20 protein-coding genes are annotated in these 14,910 nt (G+C 61.7%); all 20 read right to left on the reverse strand.

What is annotated here, in order from left to right; genetic code table 11:
* Window positions 1-3 precede the first annotated feature (3 nt).
* Window positions 4-2,331, reverse strand: coding sequence for a tape measure protein (locus NFI08_RS16220; protein WP_349590660.1), 2,328 nt, complete (start codon window positions 2,329-2,331; stop codon window positions 4-6).
* A gap of 383 nt (window positions 2,332-2,714) precedes the next feature.
* Window positions 2,715-3,155 (reverse strand): hypothetical protein, encoded by a 441-nt coding sequence (locus NFI08_RS16225; protein ID WP_349590663.1) that lies wholly within the window; start codon window positions 3,153-3,155, stop codon window positions 2,715-2,717.
* 328 nt (window positions 3,156-3,483) lie between these two features.
* The gene (locus NFI08_RS16230) at window positions 3,484-3,879 is read right to left on the reverse strand and encodes a phage-derived protein YdaY family protein (RefSeq protein ID WP_222561347.1); all 396 of its coding nucleotides are present in this window, start codon (window positions 3,877-3,879) and stop codon (window positions 3,484-3,486) included.
* 10 nt (window positions 3,880-3,889) lie between these two features.
* The gene (locus NFI08_RS16235; RefSeq protein ID WP_349590667.1) at window positions 3,890-4,804 is read right to left on the reverse strand and encodes a phage tail tube protein; all 915 of its coding nucleotides are present in this window, start codon (window positions 4,802-4,804) and stop codon (window positions 3,890-3,892) included.
* Window positions 4,805-4,865: 61 nt separating this feature from the next.
* Window positions 4,866-5,264 carry a phage tail terminator-like protein gene (locus tag NFI08_RS16240; RefSeq protein ID WP_349590670.1) on the reverse strand — a complete coding sequence of 133 codons (399 nt, stop codon included), beginning with the start codon at window positions 5,262-5,264 and terminating at the stop codon, window positions 4,866-4,868.
* Window positions 5,265-5,266: 2 nt separating this feature from the next.
* Entirely contained in the window at window positions 5,267-5,680 is a 414-nt protein-coding gene (locus NFI08_RS16245; RefSeq protein ID WP_222568914.1) for a hypothetical protein, read from the reverse strand.
* A gap of 55 nt (window positions 5,681-5,735) precedes the next feature.
* Window positions 5,736-6,116, reverse strand: a complete 381-nt coding sequence (locus tag NFI08_RS16250) for a hypothetical protein (RefSeq protein WP_108448752.1) — start codon at window positions 6,114-6,116, stop codon at window positions 5,736-5,738.
* Between the two features lie 57 nt (window positions 6,117-6,173).
* Entirely contained in the window at window positions 6,174-6,368 is a 195-nt protein-coding gene (locus tag NFI08_RS16255; protein ID WP_349590675.1) for a hypothetical protein, read from the reverse strand.
* A 2-nt stretch (window positions 6,369-6,370) separates the two neighbouring features.
* Window positions 6,371-6,658, reverse strand: a complete 288-nt coding sequence (locus NFI08_RS16260; RefSeq protein ID WP_349590678.1) for a hypothetical protein — start codon at window positions 6,656-6,658, stop codon at window positions 6,371-6,373.
* Between the two features lies 1 nt (window position 6,659).
* Window positions 6,660-7,034 carry a hypothetical protein gene (locus NFI08_RS16265; protein ID WP_349590681.1) on the reverse strand — a complete coding sequence of 125 codons (375 nt, stop codon included), beginning with the start codon at window positions 7,032-7,034 and terminating at the stop codon, window positions 6,660-6,662.
* The gene (locus NFI08_RS16270; protein WP_349590684.1) at window positions 7,034-7,408 is read right to left on the reverse strand and encodes a DnaT-like ssDNA-binding protein; all 375 of its coding nucleotides are present in this window, start codon (window positions 7,406-7,408) and stop codon (window positions 7,034-7,036) included. The genes NFI08_RS16265 and NFI08_RS16270 overlap by 1 nt, the downstream gene beginning before the upstream one ends.
* 3 nt (window positions 7,409-7,411) lie before the next feature.
* On the reverse strand, window positions 7,412-7,666 hold the full coding sequence (locus tag NFI08_RS16275; protein WP_349590687.1) for a hypothetical protein: 255 nt from the start codon (window positions 7,664-7,666) through the stop codon (window positions 7,412-7,414).
* A 45-nt stretch (window positions 7,667-7,711) separates the two neighbouring features.
* Window positions 7,712-8,701 (reverse strand): hypothetical protein, encoded by a 990-nt coding sequence (locus NFI08_RS16280; protein WP_349590689.1) that lies wholly within the window; start codon window positions 8,699-8,701, stop codon window positions 7,712-7,714.
* 90 nt (window positions 8,702-8,791) lie between these two features.
* A complete protein-coding gene (locus NFI08_RS16285) occupies window positions 8,792-9,577 on the reverse strand; it encodes a hypothetical protein (protein WP_349590692.1) in 786 nt (261 codons plus the stop codon).
* A gap of 101 nt (window positions 9,578-9,678) precedes the next feature.
* Complete coding sequence (locus tag NFI08_RS16290) at window positions 9,679-9,834, reverse strand: hypothetical protein (RefSeq protein ID WP_349590695.1); 156 nt, start codon at window positions 9,832-9,834, stop codon at window positions 9,679-9,681.
* Between the two features lie 14 nt (window positions 9,835-9,848).
* Entirely contained in the window at window positions 9,849-11,012 is a 1,164-nt protein-coding gene (locus NFI08_RS16295) for a phage minor head protein (protein WP_349590698.1), read from the reverse strand.
* Entirely contained in the window at window positions 11,012-12,403 is a 1,392-nt protein-coding gene (locus NFI08_RS16300; RefSeq protein ID WP_349590700.1) for a DUF4055 domain-containing protein, read from the reverse strand. Before NFI08_RS16300 ends, NFI08_RS16295 begins: the two co-directional genes overlap by 1 nt.
* A 1-nt stretch (window position 12,404) precedes the next feature.
* Window positions 12,405-13,730 carry a terminase large subunit domain-containing protein gene (locus tag NFI08_RS16305; RefSeq protein ID WP_348826514.1) on the reverse strand — a complete coding sequence of 442 codons (1,326 nt, stop codon included), beginning with the start codon at window positions 13,728-13,730 and terminating at the stop codon, window positions 12,405-12,407.
* Window positions 13,693-14,151: a terminase gene (locus tag NFI08_RS16310; protein WP_108448743.1), complete on the reverse strand. Its 459-nt coding sequence runs from the start codon at window positions 14,149-14,151 to the stop codon at window positions 13,693-13,695. Before NFI08_RS16310 ends, NFI08_RS16305 begins: the two co-directional genes overlap by 38 nt.
* Before the next feature lie 153 nt (window positions 14,152-14,304).
* Window positions 14,305-14,796, reverse strand: coding sequence for a KilA-N domain-containing protein (locus NFI08_RS16315; protein ID WP_349590705.1), 492 nt, complete (start codon window positions 14,794-14,796; stop codon window positions 14,305-14,307).
* Between the last annotated feature and the right edge of the window lie 114 nt (window positions 14,797-14,910).

A 14,910-nucleotide genomic window follows, 5' to 3' on the forward strand; every position in this document is an offset into this window, starting at 1 on the left:
GGGTTACCTCTTGGCGAGCAGCCCGCCGGGGCGCATCTGGTTTTGAATGACTTGAACCATTGTTGCTTCAAGGGCTTTACCCGCAGCGCGCCCTTGGCGTTCTGCGTCTCGATCGCTTGTGCCCGGCTGTGCCTGCACGGTGATGGGGGCTTGAATGTTGATGGTGGTAGCAGTAGTAGCCGGAGTGGATTGCTGTGACGCTAGGAAACGATCGAGCTTGTCAGCCTGGGGTGAAGTCATAACGCGCTCACCCCCATCTAGCAGCCAGGTGCCTTCCCGGGGAACGCGGTCAATGCCATCGTGCGCCTGCCCAATAAAGGTTGCCCCGGTATCGATGGCTGATGTAAAGCCACCTTGGACAGGGCTGCCCCCGCCGAAGGCCCTGGCGCCTAATGAAAGCGCGGTTCCAAGCCAGTCCACCGCTGGTTCGGTGATGCTCTTGCGAACCGCAAGGCGAGCAATGTCCTCGGCAATGCCGGATAGGACGTCACGGAAGCCCTCGCCGCCCACGATGGCGTCCTCAAACGCACTAGAAAAGGTCAGCCCTAGATCCCGAGTGAGGTCGTCAGTCTCCTTGACTTTTTCCGCCAGCCCTCCAGTGGCGATCTGCTCCATAAAGCCGCCGGTCAGCTCTGCCGAATACTGTGTGCGCAGTCGCTCCTGGGCTTCAGCAAGGCGAAATGTTTTGTCAGCGGCAGCTTTGAGGTCGAGAAGATTCATTTCCTCCCGAAACTGCCGGTGGGCAGCTTCAAGGGGGAATAAGCGATCGATCAGGCGCTGCTGGGATTCAGCGAGCTCTTTTGTGGCTTTGTCTGCTTCACTCGTGCTCTCTGCCAGGGTTCTTAAGCTGTTGGTGGGCTTTATGCTGCTTTCGCCCAGCGATTCCAGGCGATTCTCAAGCTGGACAACAGCCTCGTCGTAGCTGGCAATCTCTGTTTCGATTTGCCGCACGGCTTCCACTGCCTGATTTCGCCCCGAGCCAGCGCCTGGGCCGATGCCGACATAGCCCGGCCCAGGGCCTTGCATCTGGATGGCATCTCGCTCCGCTCGCGCGGTCTGCGCAGCTCGTTGTAGGTCCGCGATATCAGCCGAGAGCTTGGATATGCCGTTCTTGAGCGCTGCCTCGCTGTTCATGTTGATTGAGTCTGTCAGCGCGTCAACAGTGGAGGTAACTGACTCAATTTTAGGCTGCACTAGGCCCAGTTCTTCTCGGAAGTAGTAGATGCCTCCGGCCGCCACAACGGCTGCGCCTACGGGGCCGCCAAGCAGTGCCATCGCACCTGATGCGGTCCTTACCGCAGCGCCCATCGCAAGCTGTGCAGTAGCCGCTGTACCACTGACTCCTGCCAGGCGGGCGAGAGCAGCCTGGTAGGCGAGGGTCTGTCCCAGGGCGGCCAGCTTGGCGGCGGTAGCAGTTGCCAATGCCCCGGACAAGCGGCCCGCCATCAGCACGGCCAAAAACTGCGCACCATCCACCAGCGTGTCTATGTTGTCCGATAGGCCAACAATGGCATCACCTGCGAGCCCGACAGCGTCGTTCAGCCCTTCGCTCGCTCCCACCCATTCGAGAATTTTGTTTCGTGACACAGCCATTTTCTGGCCAAACGTTGCAATCGACTGGCCAAACGCCTGGTCGATACTGACCGCTGCGCCCTCCATGGCGTCGATGATGACCTGGGCAGTGATGCCGCCCTCAGCGGCAAAGTCTTTCAGCTCACCAGTGGTCATGTCGAGAGAGTTAGAGATGGCCCTCATGATCTCCGGCGCTTGCTCAGCCACTGAGTTAAATTCATCACCGCGAAGCGCCCCAGCAGCCAGGCCCTGAGCAAGCTGAGTGATAGCGCCGGCAGACTCGTCCGCAGTAGCGCCGGACAGCGCGAACGACTTGTTGATGGAGTCGGTAATTCCGAGCAGGCGCTCGCTGGAAATGCCCAGCTCTTGGGTTGATTTCTCTAGGCGGGTATACAGATCGACGGTTGACTCGTAGGTAGAGCGCGAGTCGTTAGCGATCTGGAGTAGCTCGCGCTGTGTCTTGGCAAGCTCGTCGCTAGAGCTGGTCACCTGGCGAATCTGATTTGTGGTGTTGGACCAAGCATCGGCATATCGGATCACCTCGCCGGCACTGGCAGCGCCAACGAGACCGGCCAGCGCCCCGGATGCCGCAAGTGCAACGCCGCGAAGCCGGGACGTCTCCGCCGCCACTCCGCCGAGGCTCCCGGCAGCTCGATCTCCAGCCCGATCGACATCGACGAGCCCACGCTCCACGCGCTTTAACGACCGCTCACCGCTACGGCTATCGATCACCAGCTCAAGGCGGCTGGAATAAGGCATCACAATCTCCAAGCATAAAAAAAGCCCGCTATGAGCGGGCCTTATGGTTTTTCGGGAGGATGGCTAGAGTTCCGCCTTAAACCGGGTTAACTCGCCTGACGACGGGTCAAGATACCATCTGCGCGCAATGTTCTGAGGTTCGCCACAGAACATGAAGTAATATGGCTCCCCGGCTACTCGGGAGAATCCGCCATTATTCCGCATCACCTCAGCATCACAGTCATCTCTTCCGCTTAGTTCGACGATTGCTTCGGTAAAAGCATCTTTGTACTTCTCTGCGTCTTGTGACAAAGCCGCAATAGATGCGGCCTCTTCCTCGCTAATCGAGTCCCCACCACAACCTGTTAGAGCCATCGCGACTACTGCGGCGACAATACACCCTTTCATGACCAGCCCTCGCCATCCTCGCCAGCACGGGTATTTTTCCGCACTGCCTCGAAGTATATACGTGCGTACTGATCTCCGAGCCATAGAGACATGCGGGCCATCAACGTGCTTGAGTCAAAAAACTTTGCAATGATGTAGCGGCGCGCTGGCTGACCGTCGCGGGGGATTTCGTTCTCTACCTTCTTTTCGACAACTGCACCATTTTCCTCAGCCGCAGAGATGATCTTCTCGATCAAGGCCTCACCGTCACTGGGCGTTAGGCTCTTTATCTCAGCGAGCAGTTTGCGCTCCTCCTCTAGTTTCTCAACAAGGTCTTCGGGCACGAAACCATTCAGCTTGTCTTTGATCCGCAATCCGGCGGTTTCCGAGGTAACGTCATGGAAAGTTCGGTGAGCTTCGCTGTAGTCGCGGTAGTAGGGCGCATGCTTCTTTTTCATGATGCCTCCGTGCGTGTTTCCCCCAGCGTAGCGAATAGGGCAGGGCGAGGCTAGGTTCTGCCTTCCATGTATACCCAGTCCATCTCCCGAATGACAGAGATGAACTCGTCCGCTGAGCAGGGTAGCACCATCATCTGGCGCAAAGCAGCCATCTCAGACAACGGTATGGGCTGAATGGCGCCGAAGCCGGCAGGCCTTGATGGGGAGAGGAGGTCGAACAGGTGCAGCCAGAAGGCACAGCGCTCGTCGATCTCGGGCGGCTCAACCTGCTTGGTGAGATTGAGCGCCTTGGCGATCGTGGCGAGCTTGGTTTCTCGTCCGGCTGTTGTCAGGCGGTACTTGAGCGCTGCCGCGGCTTTTTTCCTTGGTCCTCAATGTCCTCACGACGAAAGTTGGACAGGTCGTTGGCCTGACTGAGAATGCGCGCCACCAGATCAGGGTTGTCCAGCATCACCTCAACGGCATTTTCGATGCTGTAAGGGATCGGTTCGCCGCTATCGTCTTCAACGCCGCTCCAGTCTCGCAGAACGCCGGTGGCGATGGCCGTGTACAGGGCGCGCTCTTTCTCAGCAGGCTCGATCTTCTTCCGATAACCGGATTCCTCCAGCGCCTGCTCGTAAATGGGGTTGCCAGCTCGGGCGACCTTGAACTGGCCGCCCATGATTGCTAGCCAAACGCCTTGAGTGAAGGCGTCAGGTGAGTATCGTTTTGCATTGAAAGCCATCGGGAATTCCTTATACCAGCACGCGGGTGACTTTGATGGGAGTGTTCTTGGCGGTGTAGTTGAGCGACACCTGGACGATGTCCTCGTTGCCACCGTCCGGCAGCTCGCCGTCGATCTCGATTTCCGGCAAGTCGAAGGTGTAGCTGTTGCCGGCGGCATCGGTCAGAGGGAAGGACACGCCGATAGCCTCGCGGGTCAGCATCTTCTTCCATTGGTTCCAGGCCGCCTTGCTCCAGGCCATGGTGAGCGAGCCGGAGACGTTGGCCGACGTGGCAATCAGAGCCCCAGGGCCAGCCTTGCCAAGGCAACGCTGTGTTTGCAGCGTGTTGTCGATGGACATGGAAAGGGCGCTGATGCAGGCCTCGCCAGCCAGCGTAGCGCCGTCGACCAGGATATCGCCCACACTGGTAGCTGAACCCATGGCAATGGTCGTCGTTTGTGGGTTCACTGTGCCAGCGGCAGTCGGATCGGTCTCGCCGTCCTCATAGCCGAGGCCCATCCCGGTGAAGCTGCAGGTCACCTTGCCTTCTTCGGGGATGTCGAGCTGCATGGCGCCAATGTGCACGCCCTTGAAGGTTGAGTAGACGCCGATATCCTTGAACGCCTTCACGATGGTGAAGGTGTGGCGGTCAGCACCAATCTCCAGCACATCAGTGGCCCAGGTGCCGTAGAAGGCCGCCTCGAGCAGCTTGTCGAACGTGCCCGCGCTCATCTCGCCGGCCAGGTCACCGGAGTAGTCGAGGCTGGTGATGATGCCGCCGCCCTGCATGCGCGTCTCGCGGATCTCGCCAGAGACCTCGGTGGAGACGTTGGGTGTCAGGGTGTTGCCGGTGAGGCGCAGGGTGTCCCAGGTCGCCGGATCGGGCGTTTCCCCAGGCGTGGACTCGGGAGCGAGGTAGGTTGCGATCTGAGAACCTGAGCTCATGATTTTCTCCAGGCATGAAAAAAGCCGCTCAAGGCGGCTCGGAGGTGGGCGGTGGGGCGGTTTAGCCGACGCGGAAGGGCGTCGATGCGTTCAGTTGATACCAGCCGTCAGAGGGGCCCGCGCGCTGCACTGACGAGGCGAGCGTCTCAAGGTGCCCGGTACGCCAGAACTGCAGGTGCGCAGCCAGGGAGTCGGCGATCTGGTACGCCTGCCGGCTGCCCTGATTGTCCTTGGTGAACACCTGGCACATGATCAGCCCGGAGCGGCGAACGCAGGGTTCGGAGCCGAGACCAGCGACGAAGCTGTCGCCGTGCTGGATGGTCAGCCTTACCCAGGGCTCCTGGTTGGTTATGGCCGCATCCACGCTCGGTCCGTTGGGGGCGCCGTCGAATGCCACGGGCACGCCATCCCATGCCACCATGCGCGACTCGATAGCGATGCGGATCTCGTCGAATCCCATGATCAGCCCCCATACTTTTCGCGCAGAGTGTTGGCCGCCACGGCATAGACACCTTCGCCGGCCTGGTCAGAACTGCCGACTTCGATGCGCTCGGCATATGGGAGGTTGTTCTGGATATAGATCACCGTGAACGGGACGTGCATGGGCGCGATCTTCGCGGCCTCGCGATTGAAGGTCTCGTTATCCATGCCGCCTTTGGGCGGCTGCGAGGCGCCCGCAGATTCGTCGAAGCTGGTGTCAGGGCTGCCCACAGAGACCCGGTGATTGCCTCGAAAAGCGCCAGAGTCAACGGGAGAGCCAAGGATTACCATCTGCAAGGCTTCGGTAGCCACGCGCTTCTGCATGTCGGTCAGGTCGCGCTCTACCTGCCGAGCGAAACCGGAAAGTGATTTGGACCATCCCTTGCGCGTCGTCATTTTTTCTCCAGGCGTAAAAAACCCAGCACGTCGGCTGGGCAAGTAGCGGCAGGCCCTAGCGTGATCGTAAGCCACCGTAAGGTTCCAAAGCTTGCTGTAAGTCCTCAATGAGGGCCACGCCAACTCCCTCCGTTCTGCGTAGCTCCTGGTGGGATAGCTTCACGGCTTGAGCAACGGTGGATATGCCAAAGTGACGGAGGAAAGACTTGGTCTTTGCGCGCTTGACGAGATCGTGAACGTTGATAGCGGACCATTCCTGCTCTTTGTGAGCCAACTCCCGCTCTTTCAACATCTCCGCCGCGATGCTGTACGCGGTTCTTGCAATCGCTGCCCGATGCCGGGTGTCGGAGCTGAGAAGCTCTACGCCCTCGGCCGTAACCAGAGACTTCATCGCCTCAACGGCAAATTGATCCAGCAACTCGTTGTCATCGCTCATTCTGTAACCGCCAGGTAGAGGTGGTGCAGCTATTGTAGCCGATTGTTCCAACTCAGTTTACGGTCTCCTGAGCTGCAGAGTCCAAGTGGCTTTGGCCGGATCCTGCCCTACATTCACCACCAGCATGCCGTCGATGGGGTCGAACTCGCCCGACACGACAGTGCGCGAGCCGGTGAACGTCGTCACCGCGTCGTCCAGGTCATCGTCGAATGCCTCGTCAAGATCGGCTTGCAAGTCGTCACGAAGGCCCATGATCACTCCAGCGCAGAATAGTCGGTCACCGTGCCACAGCCCTGGCAAAACACGCCGTAGGTCATGACAAAGAAGTGCTGGCAACCACATAAGCACGTGTATACGACATCATCTTCAGGCGGTGCATGATTGCCGTCGAACACGCCCTTGTGCAGCCCGCAACTGGGACACTCGAGATATTCCGGCGGGCCCGCCGGACGGACCGCCACCCATTCGTGCTGACATCCCAGGCATTTGGCCGGCCCGCGAAGGTGTGGCTTGCGATCCGAAAGGCTCACAACATTGTCCATGTCACGTCCTCCTCAGCCCGAGCGTCCACGTCGCACTAGCCGGGTCTTGCCCTATGCTCTTCACCGCCTTGCCGTCGAGTGTGTCATCGACCTTTGGTGTCGCAAGACTGCCGTCGCTGTCGAGTGTGAGCTCGGACTGCAGCACGATCAGCTTCACGTCGGTGCTCAAGATGTGTCGGCCGTCGACCTCCTCCTGGCGAAATGAGCCGAACACGCCGCGCCCGGAGTAGGTCACCGTTATCGTACTGCTGCCAGTCACTGGATCGTACTCGCCGGCTATCTCGCGGGAGCCAGTGAAGGGCCGCACGGCGTCACTCAGCTTGCCGTCGAACGCCTTGGGCACCTTGGCGTTGATCTTGTCCTGGATGTAGCCCATCACAACCTCTTGAGGATGGTGACCCCGTTGGTCTTCGGCAGGTACGGGGCCAGCAGGTCGGAGATCATCGACAGCGCGCCGGTCTGCGCCTGGGCGCCGTCCTGGTACTCGGTCTCCACCTCGACGGTGTCGGCCCTTACCCGCTCTTGCTTCACGGCGCCGTCGGTGTCGGCGTAGAGCCGGCCATTCGCTGCCTCCTGGGCTAGCAGGGCGCCGGCCATGACCACGTCATCATTGACAGGATCGGAGAGCCGGACCCGCCTGGCGGTCAGCCAGGTGTTGGCATCCAGCACGGCGCGCGTCTTGTCGCCCGTGCCTTCCCAGCCGGCGCCCAGTTTGGTGTCGACATCGTCAACGGTGACGTAGGTGGCCATGGGTTACTCCTGCCCGTCTTCGTCCTGGCTGCCGGACTCGATCTCGGCCATCCGCTGTTCCAGGGTCTCGGTCTTGGTGTTGGCACCGGGGCGCTTGCCGGTGGTCTGCTCGATGGCGTACATCAGGCGAGCACGCCGCTCCTGTTCGCTCTCGGCGGGCGCCGCGCCCTGATCCTCGGCCTCGATCTCGGCTTCCGGCTCCTGAGCGGGCTCCTCGGAGCGCTGTCGGCGCAGTCGGTTGAATGCTGCCAGTCCCATGGAAATCTCCTCTGGTGAGGGCGCCCCGAAGGGCGCCCGGGTGGATCAGCCGTTGGTGACGAGGCTCGCGATGCGGACCGACTTGCGCGCGTACACGCGATCCCAGTTGGTGGCCGCCTCCAGCTCGGAGTTTGTCGGCGCAGCGCCGGCCACAGAGCCAGAGGTGAACTGGATGCCGCGGGGGTGCAGCAGGAAGTGGCGGCGGGTGATCAGGTACTCCACGCCGGCCAGGGAGTCGCGATCGGTCTCGGTCGGCACCTTGGGTGCGCCCTCGCCGTACCCGATGGCGCCTTCGCCGAACAGGTAGGTGGTGTACTTGAATCCCGAGGTGCCGCCGGCCACTCGCTTGCAGCCGTCGTCGACGATCACGCGCTTGCCCATGAAGGTGGCAATCTGACCCTTGGCCTCGTCGTCGGGGACGAACTCGATCAGGCCGAGCTTCTTCATCCGGTTGTAGACGACGGAGTGCACACCCACGCCGACCACCGCGCCGATGGCGTCGCCGAAGGTGGCCTCGGCATCGATGAAGGCTTCGCCGGAGAACAGGTTGGCCTCAGCAGCGTTGTTGCCGTCCGCGATGGCGTTGTCGACGACCATGTCGCTGCCGTCGTTGGACACGTTATCGGCGAACACGCCGGTCAGGGAGGCGATCAGGGCAGCCTGCTGGCGACGCACCCAGTAGTCGGCCACCAGATCGCCAGCGGCCCGGATCGGGTCATCACCGGCCAGGGCGGCGGCCAGGTCGTTGACGGCCCACGCCTTGCCGCGCAGGTGCAGGACGGCTTTGTCCTGGCCCGCGGTGATCTTGGCGGGGTCCAGGGCGCCGGAATCGGACAGCACCTCGTCATCGCCGGTCAGGTCGTTCCAGAACGGCATGTTGATGACGGAGCCGCCGGACTGCGCCAGGCGGTTGAGCTCGTCGTTGTTGGAGACGATGCCGCCCATGCGCATGCGGGTCAGCTCGACGGTGCGGTTCCACACGTAGGGGTTGAAGACTTCCGGGACGATCACGTCCGCGATTTTGGTATCAGCCATGTCGGTATCCTTTCGGGTCAGTGGCGGAGTTCAGGGTCGGCGCAGCCGTGAAGGTCGGTCGGCGGCGCAGCCACCGACCCGGAGGGGGGGTTATTGCCCAGCTTCGGCCTTGAGGCGCTCGGCGCGGGCGGGGTCTTCGCGGATGATCCGTGCTTGCTCGGTCAGGTTGAGGGACTCCTGCTTCCAGGGGTTGGTCTTGCCGCCTCCATGGCCTCCGCCACCAGGGGCGCCGGTGCCGCGAGGCTGGGGGAAGATGTAGGGGTGCGACTCGCGCAGCTGCTCGCCAGCCCACTCTTCGAAGGTCAGGGCGCCCTGCTTGCCGGTGACGATGTTGCCGTCCTTGTCGCGCAGGACCGGCTCGCCGTCCTCAAGCTCCCACTGGCTCTTGGCCAGCATCTTGACGACGTCCATCGCCTCGGGGATCACGCCGGCCTTCGACGCAGCGGCCATGGCGCGGTTGTCCACCAGCTCCTGGGTCAGCTGTTGATTGAGGCCGTCGCGCTCCTCGGTGAGGTCGTCGATCTGCTTCTGGAGGGCGGATTCCGAGCTCTTGCGCTCGGCGTCCCATTTCTCGCGGTGCTTCTTGAGCAGCTCGTCGGTCTTGCCCTCGGCGGCCAGGCGGGCCATCTCGTCATTCTCGAGGCGATCCATCATCGCCTTGACGTCCTCGGGAGTGCGCTCACCGAAGGCGGACTGCAGCTGGGTCAGCGTGCCTTCCATCTTCTTGCGGGAGTCGCGCTCCTGCTTGAGCTCGTCGAGTACCTGCTGCTTGTTCGTTTCCAGACCGGCACGGTCCTTCTTGATGGCGTCGGTGATCGCCTGGCGCTGCTCCTCGTCCTCGACGGTCGATTCCAGCAGTTTCAGCAGTTCGTCCATTACATCCTCCCGGCGCAGCCGGTATTGCGAGTGGCGCCCGGAGCATCCGGGCATGAAAAAGCCCCGCTCGATGGCGGGGCTTGGGGTTGAATCGTTGTGGGCTACTCCCACTTCTCGATGCGTCGTCGTATCTCGTAGCTCATGAGCCACATGGCCTGCTCTTTAACCCGGTCCTCGGGCGCAGCGAGGCCGGCCTGCCGCCGAAGCCACAGGCGCCAGAACTCCTCGAACCAGGTGTCGCAGGGTTCATGATCCATGACGCCAGCCTACACTAGGCGGCATCGCCGAACACGGCCTCGAAGTCCTCGCGGTGCCGGCGGCGCAGCTCCTCGATGCTGTATCGGGAGCCATCGGCGCGGATCATTTGCTTGATGGTCAAGCGACCCTCTTTGAAAAGCCGGAACCGCTTCTCGCCGAAGTACTGCTTGGCGAATGCGGCATTGTCCGACCGCTTGAGGAAGTCGGCCATGCTCGTCGATGCGCGCACCTGGCCGACCATGCCGTCAGGGCGCTTGTCGCGTCGGATCTGGCGGATAGGCTTGAACGCCTTCACGAACGGCCGGTTGCCGGCGATGTCGCCACCGAAGTAGGGCGCGATAGTCGAGCGGCAGTTCCAGTGAAGTGGCGGCTTGGGATAGGTCCCGCCGACATCATAGGTCGCCTGGTCAAGGCTGGCACATTGGAGCGTCGTGCGTCCGTCAAGGGTGGCCACAAACACCACCTGCTCGACGCCGAGGGCGCGGTAGGTCTCGTCCTGAGCTGTCGTCGAAAGGTGCGAACGGCCAGTCCTGACGATGCTCGACAGGTTGTTCCGCGTCGTCTGGAGCGCACCGTCCTTGTAGCGAGCCCCAGGCGTGCCGCGCAGCGACCGGATGATCTCGCTGTTGGCCTGGCCGGCATTTATGCCCTCGCGGACCTTGGCGTAAACCCGCTCTCGCGTCTGCCGGGACACGTCACGAAGCGCGCCCTCGACAAACACGCCCAGGGCCGGCGTCTCCATGGCCTTGCGGTAGACCGCGTCAGCACTAACAGCCGCCGCATTTGACTCGACCAGGATGTTAGCCATCAGGCCGTTGGTGAAATCGATCTCGCTCTCGACGAACGCCACCGCCTCGGCCTGCCAGGTCGCCATGATGCCGGCGCCGAGCGACTCGACCCACTTGTCGATCAGCTTGATGACGCCTTGCACCCGGGTCGGCAAGCGATCGGTGCGCGTGCCGGCGCGGTAACGGGACAGCGCCATCAGCTCGCCATCGGTGAGGTTATCTAGGCGCTCGCCCAGATCGACGGCCAGCCGCTTCGAGGCGTCATCGACCACGGCGTTCATGTCGGCCACCAGGCCGTTGTTGTTGCGCTCGACGGCCAGGGCGTGGCGCAAGATGGCGTCGAACGCCTTCTGCTGGGCGATCTCCCGGCTTTCGTCGAACTCGGCCATCACATGCCCTCAGTTGGTGCCGGCGCGCCTGCCTCAGTCATGGACTCGAGCTCCTCGTCGCTCTTGTCCGTGAGCCCTGCCTTGCGGAGGGAGTCGAACAGCACCTCGCGGGGCGCGCTGCCGGACATGACGATGTTGTGGACGATCTGGAGCATCGCCGCATCCACCTCGTCCTTCGAGAACTTGGGCTCGACCTTGAACGCGATGGCATCGATGTCGGCCTGCGGCAGGTTCAGCCAGCGGCCGAAGTAGCGAAGCAGCTGCTCAATGCCCTCGGCCGCGGTAACCACGACGCTGTACAGGCTGGTGTGTTGATCGCTCTGGCGGGCCTTGCGGGCCTCGCCGGACTCGTCGGCCCCTGCATCAATCACTCTGGCCCCAGCCTCCAGCGCGGTGTTTCGCTGGTCCTGCATCGCTGTGCGGTTGGCCTCGATGCCAGCACCCTGGAATTCCAGATACCCGACCTTGCCGTCCTTGCCCACATTCCAGGCGGCCATGGGGCCGCTGACACTGAATTGCTCGTCCTCGCCCAGGTCCGCGGCGATCCACGGTTGGGGATGCGAGGTGTAATGGAGGCTGGTGTAGTAGTCCGCCGAGAGTTGGTAGCTCTTGAGCGCCGCCTTCGCCATGGTCAGCAGAGGAATCTCGTCGGTGTCGGCGTTGTTGTCGGTGCTGCCCAAGAAGACCAGGGGGATGAAGTCGAGCGGCGCCTGGTTAGTGCCCGGCATGTCTTCCTCGCCGACTGCTTCACCATGCTCATCCAGCAGACGCACCCGGTATCGACCCTCGTTGAGGTCGAGCACTCGGTAGCGGGCCTCACTGTCGTGACTGAACTCGTCACCCTGGTGTACGGCCTCGCGCAGCACGCTCAGCACCAGGTCGCGGCGCCCGTCGACGTCAGCTTCGCGCCAGTTGATGGCGTCGAGCGCGCCGTAGAGGGCCACATAGGGTCGGCCGTCGCCATCCCAGTCAGCGAGTAGAGGTTGTCGGCCATAGGCCAGCAGACCCAGCACTGAGCGAAGAAACAGCGTCTTGAGCGGGAAGCCATCGGCCGTGGCCTCGTCCTGAAGGGAGGCTAGGGAGGTCGGTAGGTTTATCTCGGGTTCCTGGCGAGACACAAGCCCCATCATCGTACGCAGTGAGTCCTTCACCCACAGCGGGTATTGGGCGCGCCGCTTGTAGGACTGGTAGATCTCCCGGGCCTCGTCGAGCGACAGCATCGCGCTTTCGTCGGTTTTCGCCTGGTGCTCGAGGGCCAGCTGACCGCTGGTCTTCGGCAGGTAGCCGATGCCAGCACCCTTGATAGCGCCTTCCCCTTCGATGCTGTCGCGCATCAGCTCCCAATCAGTGAGCTTGTCGTCGTATTGGGGGTGTGTCGTGGTGACAGGCATATCAGGCGAGTCCTCGAATGCGTTTCATGCCGACCTTCGGCTTGTTGACCAAGTAATCCTTCACAATGAAGTACCCGGCAGCGTCGTTGGGGTGATCCTTGTCGTTCTCTTTGTCAGGTTCGCCCTGTTTGTTCCATGCCTGCTGCTCTAACGCGTCGGTATAAGCTGGGCATGCATGGGGGTTTACCTTGTAACGGCGCTCGCCCTTGGCGTTGCAAAACGCCGCATTCATCGAGTTGACGCGGTCCTTGACGGGTGGGTTGCTGGCGTTCACCACCACCCGAAAGCCGGCGTCACGCAATTGAGCAATGTCCGTTGTCGACGCATTCACTGACCGGCGCGAGTCGCCCGAGGCGTCGGGGTATACGTGGATTTCGCAGGTCTTGATGTAATCGTCGCCGTCATAGCGCCAATAGCGCTCTTTGATGCGGCGGATCATGTCGGGGGTGTCGTGCCCCCCCATGATTTCGTCCACCGCACGAGGATCGCCGTCACGTTTCACATGGGTCACCGCCGCCATCTTGCCGACGTTGAAGTCCATGCCGATAAACAGCGGTTCGCCCTGCTGCACGGTGTCCATGCAAGCATTCAGCGCCCTATCGAACTGACGGTAGACAGTGCCAGTGGTCAGGTTGACGAATAGGCCACGCAGGTAGGCATCGATCAGCTGCGGCGGATAGGCCTCCAGCAGAGCATCGATGTAGTCATCTGGCAGGTTCGCCTCGTTGTCATAGGTCGATGCCTGAACCAGGCCGTAGCGCTGAGCCATGGTCGGCTTATCACGAAGCGCCTTGACGAACTGCTGGTGGACGAACTTGAACCCCTCGGGCGTCGTCGTAACGTCGATGCCGTTCTTGAGCCCGTCGACCTTGTAGCGCATCCGCGCCATGATTTTGCGCCAGGCCATTTCGGCCTTGGCAGTAGCCATCAGGTCGAGCTCGTCGACCAGGGCGTGTCCGATCTTGAAACCGACGATGCTGCCAGGCTTGTCCATCGAGCGGCATATCACCGTGGAGCGGTACTGCCGGCCGCTATACAGGTGGACCTCGCGGTTTGCCTCTCGCACCTCAGCGCGCAAGGCGAGTGAGTGCGCGACCTCCTCGATGGTCGGGTAGAAGATGTCCCGGATCTGAGGATAGGTCGGGGCGAAGTACCCCATATTGATGCGCGGGTGTTGCCAAGCGTGGGCGCCGATTCCGCTACAGCCGACCCACGTCTTGCCAGAGCCAAAGCCGGCCACGTAGGCCCGGAACTTCTGCTGCATCGCCAGGAACTGACCTTGCGGGCGATTAAGCGTCGCCTCGGTTTCGATCGGGGTCGCTGGCATCCTGCACCTTGAAGACGACGTTGACCGGTTGGGGCGCGTCGTCCTGTCCGTCTGGTTCCGGTTTGTTGCGCCACCTGTCTGGCTTGCGGTTGTTCAGCCATATGGCGGCGGCGGTAGTGTCAGGCGGGTAATGCTTGGTCGTCTGGTGAGTGACGATCTCGCCTTGGTTGTTGAACACCTTCTCTTCGGGGTGGCTATACCCGAGGGCGCGCTCGTACAGCCGGGAGGCCACTTCGGCATCGGCCATGACCTTGCCGTTTTTTATGGACTCCGAAAACGCCGCGTGATCCTTCTTCCACTTGTTGATCGTGGATTCGGTAACCTCGAAGAAATCGGCCATCTCGGCATCCGTGGCGCCCAGCAAGCACAGCTTGCGGGCCTGCTCGGCGAACGCAGCCTTGTACTTGGTTGGTCGTGCCATGGTTGCCTCATTGAATAAGCGGTGCTGAGCTCACGGCGGACGGACTTGCCAGCTACCGTGAGCAATACGGTCATGCAAGCAGGCGCAGTTGCATCTGATCCTCGAGCATGCGGACCTGGATCGTGAGGGGTGGTCAGATTGACCCCCGTTTGCTTATGCCACGTCCAGCTTGAGCTGCATCTGGTCGCGGAGATAGGCGACTCTCTGCTCCAGCGGCGGCTTGACCCAACGATGTCGGGCTAGCTCGCTGCCGGCCATACTGCCGCGCTGCTTCTGATCATCTAATGCCCGGCAAGCATCATCTAGCTGCTGGCGAAGAGTGGCGCGGCCATGAACAATGTCGTCGATGAGCATGTCTGCCCATACGCCGAAATCGACGTCAATCCAGCGAGCGAATGCCACGGCCAGCTTGGGGTGCAGCCAAGTGCCGCCGCCGCGCCCTCGCTTGGCTCGAATCAAATACCCGGAATCAGGGGTATTTAGATGCCGAGCCAGAGATTCCATGTAGCGTTGCGTCTCGGTGTTCTCGAGCCAGTGATCCAGGCGCTTTCCGTGGCGCTTGGCGATGTCGGTGGCATTGATCCAGCCGTCAGCGTTGAAGCGGACTGACTGGCCTTGGTAGTCGAAGGGGACAACGTTGCGCATGGTGCGTTTTCCTTTTAGCAAAGAGCCCAGTCGCACAGAAACGCCAGCCCCAAGAGAAGCTCGCCAGCTTTACCGACGCTTCACCTGGGCTCTTTCTGAAAGGCTCTTGGGTTA

The sequence above is a fragment of the Halomonas sp. EF61 genome, assembly GCF_040147045.1.
Classification (GTDB): domain Bacteria; phylum Pseudomonadota; class Gammaproteobacteria; order Pseudomonadales; family Halomonadaceae; genus Halomonas; species Halomonas litopenaei.

Excerpts from the sequence above, each read along its gene's own strand:
- NFI08_RS16240 (WP_349590670.1), bottom strand. The coding sequence starts at position 5,264 with ATGGGATTCGACGAGATCCGCATCGCTATCGAGTCGCGCATGGTGGCA.
- NFI08_RS16250 (WP_108448752.1), bottom strand. The coding sequence starts at position 6,116 with ATGAGCGATGACAACGAGTTGCTGGATCAATTTGCCGTTGAGGCGATG.
- NFI08_RS16315 (WP_349590705.1), bottom strand. The coding sequence starts at position 14,796 with ATGCGCAACGTTGTCCCCTTCGACTACCAAGGCCAGTCAGTCCGCTTC.
- NFI08_RS16280 (WP_349590689.1), bottom strand. The coding sequence starts at position 8,701 with ATGGCTGATACCAAAATCGCGGACGTGATCGTCCCGGAAGTCTTCAAC.
- NFI08_RS16300 (WP_349590700.1), bottom strand. The coding sequence starts at position 12,403 with ATGCCTGTCACCACGACACACCCCCAATACGACGACAAGCTCACTGAT.
- NFI08_RS16260 (WP_349590678.1), bottom strand. The coding sequence starts at position 6,658 with ATGGACAATGTTGTGAGCCTTTCGGATCGCAAGCCACACCTTCGCGGG.
- NFI08_RS16295 (WP_349590698.1), bottom strand. The coding sequence starts at position 11,012 with ATGGCCGAGTTCGACGAAAGCCGGGAGATCGCCCAGCAGAAGGCGTTC.
- NFI08_RS16265 (WP_349590681.1), bottom strand. The coding sequence starts at position 7,034 with ATGGGCTACATCCAGGACAAGATCAACGCCAAGGTGCCCAAGGCGTTC.
- NFI08_RS16305 (WP_348826514.1), bottom strand. The coding sequence starts at position 13,730 with ATGCCAGCGACCCCGATCGAAACCGAGGCGACGCTTAATCGCCCGCAA.
- NFI08_RS16230 (WP_222561347.1), bottom strand. The coding sequence starts at position 3,879 with ATGGCTTTCAATGCAAAACGATACTCACCTGACGCCTTCACTCAAGGC.
- NFI08_RS16255 (WP_349590675.1), bottom strand. The coding sequence starts at position 6,368 with ATGGGCCTTCGTGACGACTTGCAAGCCGATCTTGACGAGGCATTCGAC.
- NFI08_RS16310 (WP_108448743.1), bottom strand. The coding sequence starts at position 14,151 with ATGGCACGACCAACCAAGTACAAGGCTGCGTTCGCCGAGCAGGCCCGC.
- NFI08_RS16275 (WP_349590687.1), bottom strand. The coding sequence starts at position 7,666 with ATGGGACTGGCAGCATTCAACCGACTGCGCCGACAGCGCTCCGAGGAG.
- NFI08_RS16270 (WP_349590684.1), bottom strand. The coding sequence starts at position 7,408 with ATGGCCACCTACGTCACCGTTGACGATGTCGACACCAAACTGGGCGCC.
- NFI08_RS16290 (WP_349590695.1), bottom strand. The coding sequence starts at position 9,834 with ATGGATCATGAACCCTGCGACACCTGGTTCGAGGAGTTCTGGCGCCTG.
- NFI08_RS16235 (WP_349590667.1), bottom strand. The coding sequence starts at position 4,804 with ATGAGCTCAGGTTCTCAGATCGCAACCTACCTCGCTCCCGAGTCCACG.
- NFI08_RS16245 (WP_222568914.1), bottom strand. The coding sequence starts at position 5,680 with ATGACGACGCGCAAGGGATGGTCCAAATCACTTTCCGGTTTCGCTCGG.
- NFI08_RS16225 (WP_349590663.1), bottom strand. The coding sequence starts at position 3,155 with ATGAAAAAGAAGCATGCGCCCTACTACCGCGACTACAGCGAAGCTCAC.
- NFI08_RS16220 (WP_349590660.1), bottom strand. The coding sequence starts at position 2,331 with ATGCCTTATTCCAGCCGCCTTGAGCTGGTGATCGATAGCCGTAGCGGT.
- NFI08_RS16285 (WP_349590692.1), bottom strand. The coding sequence starts at position 9,577 with ATGGACGAACTGCTGAAACTGCTGGAATCGACCGTCGAGGACGAGGAG.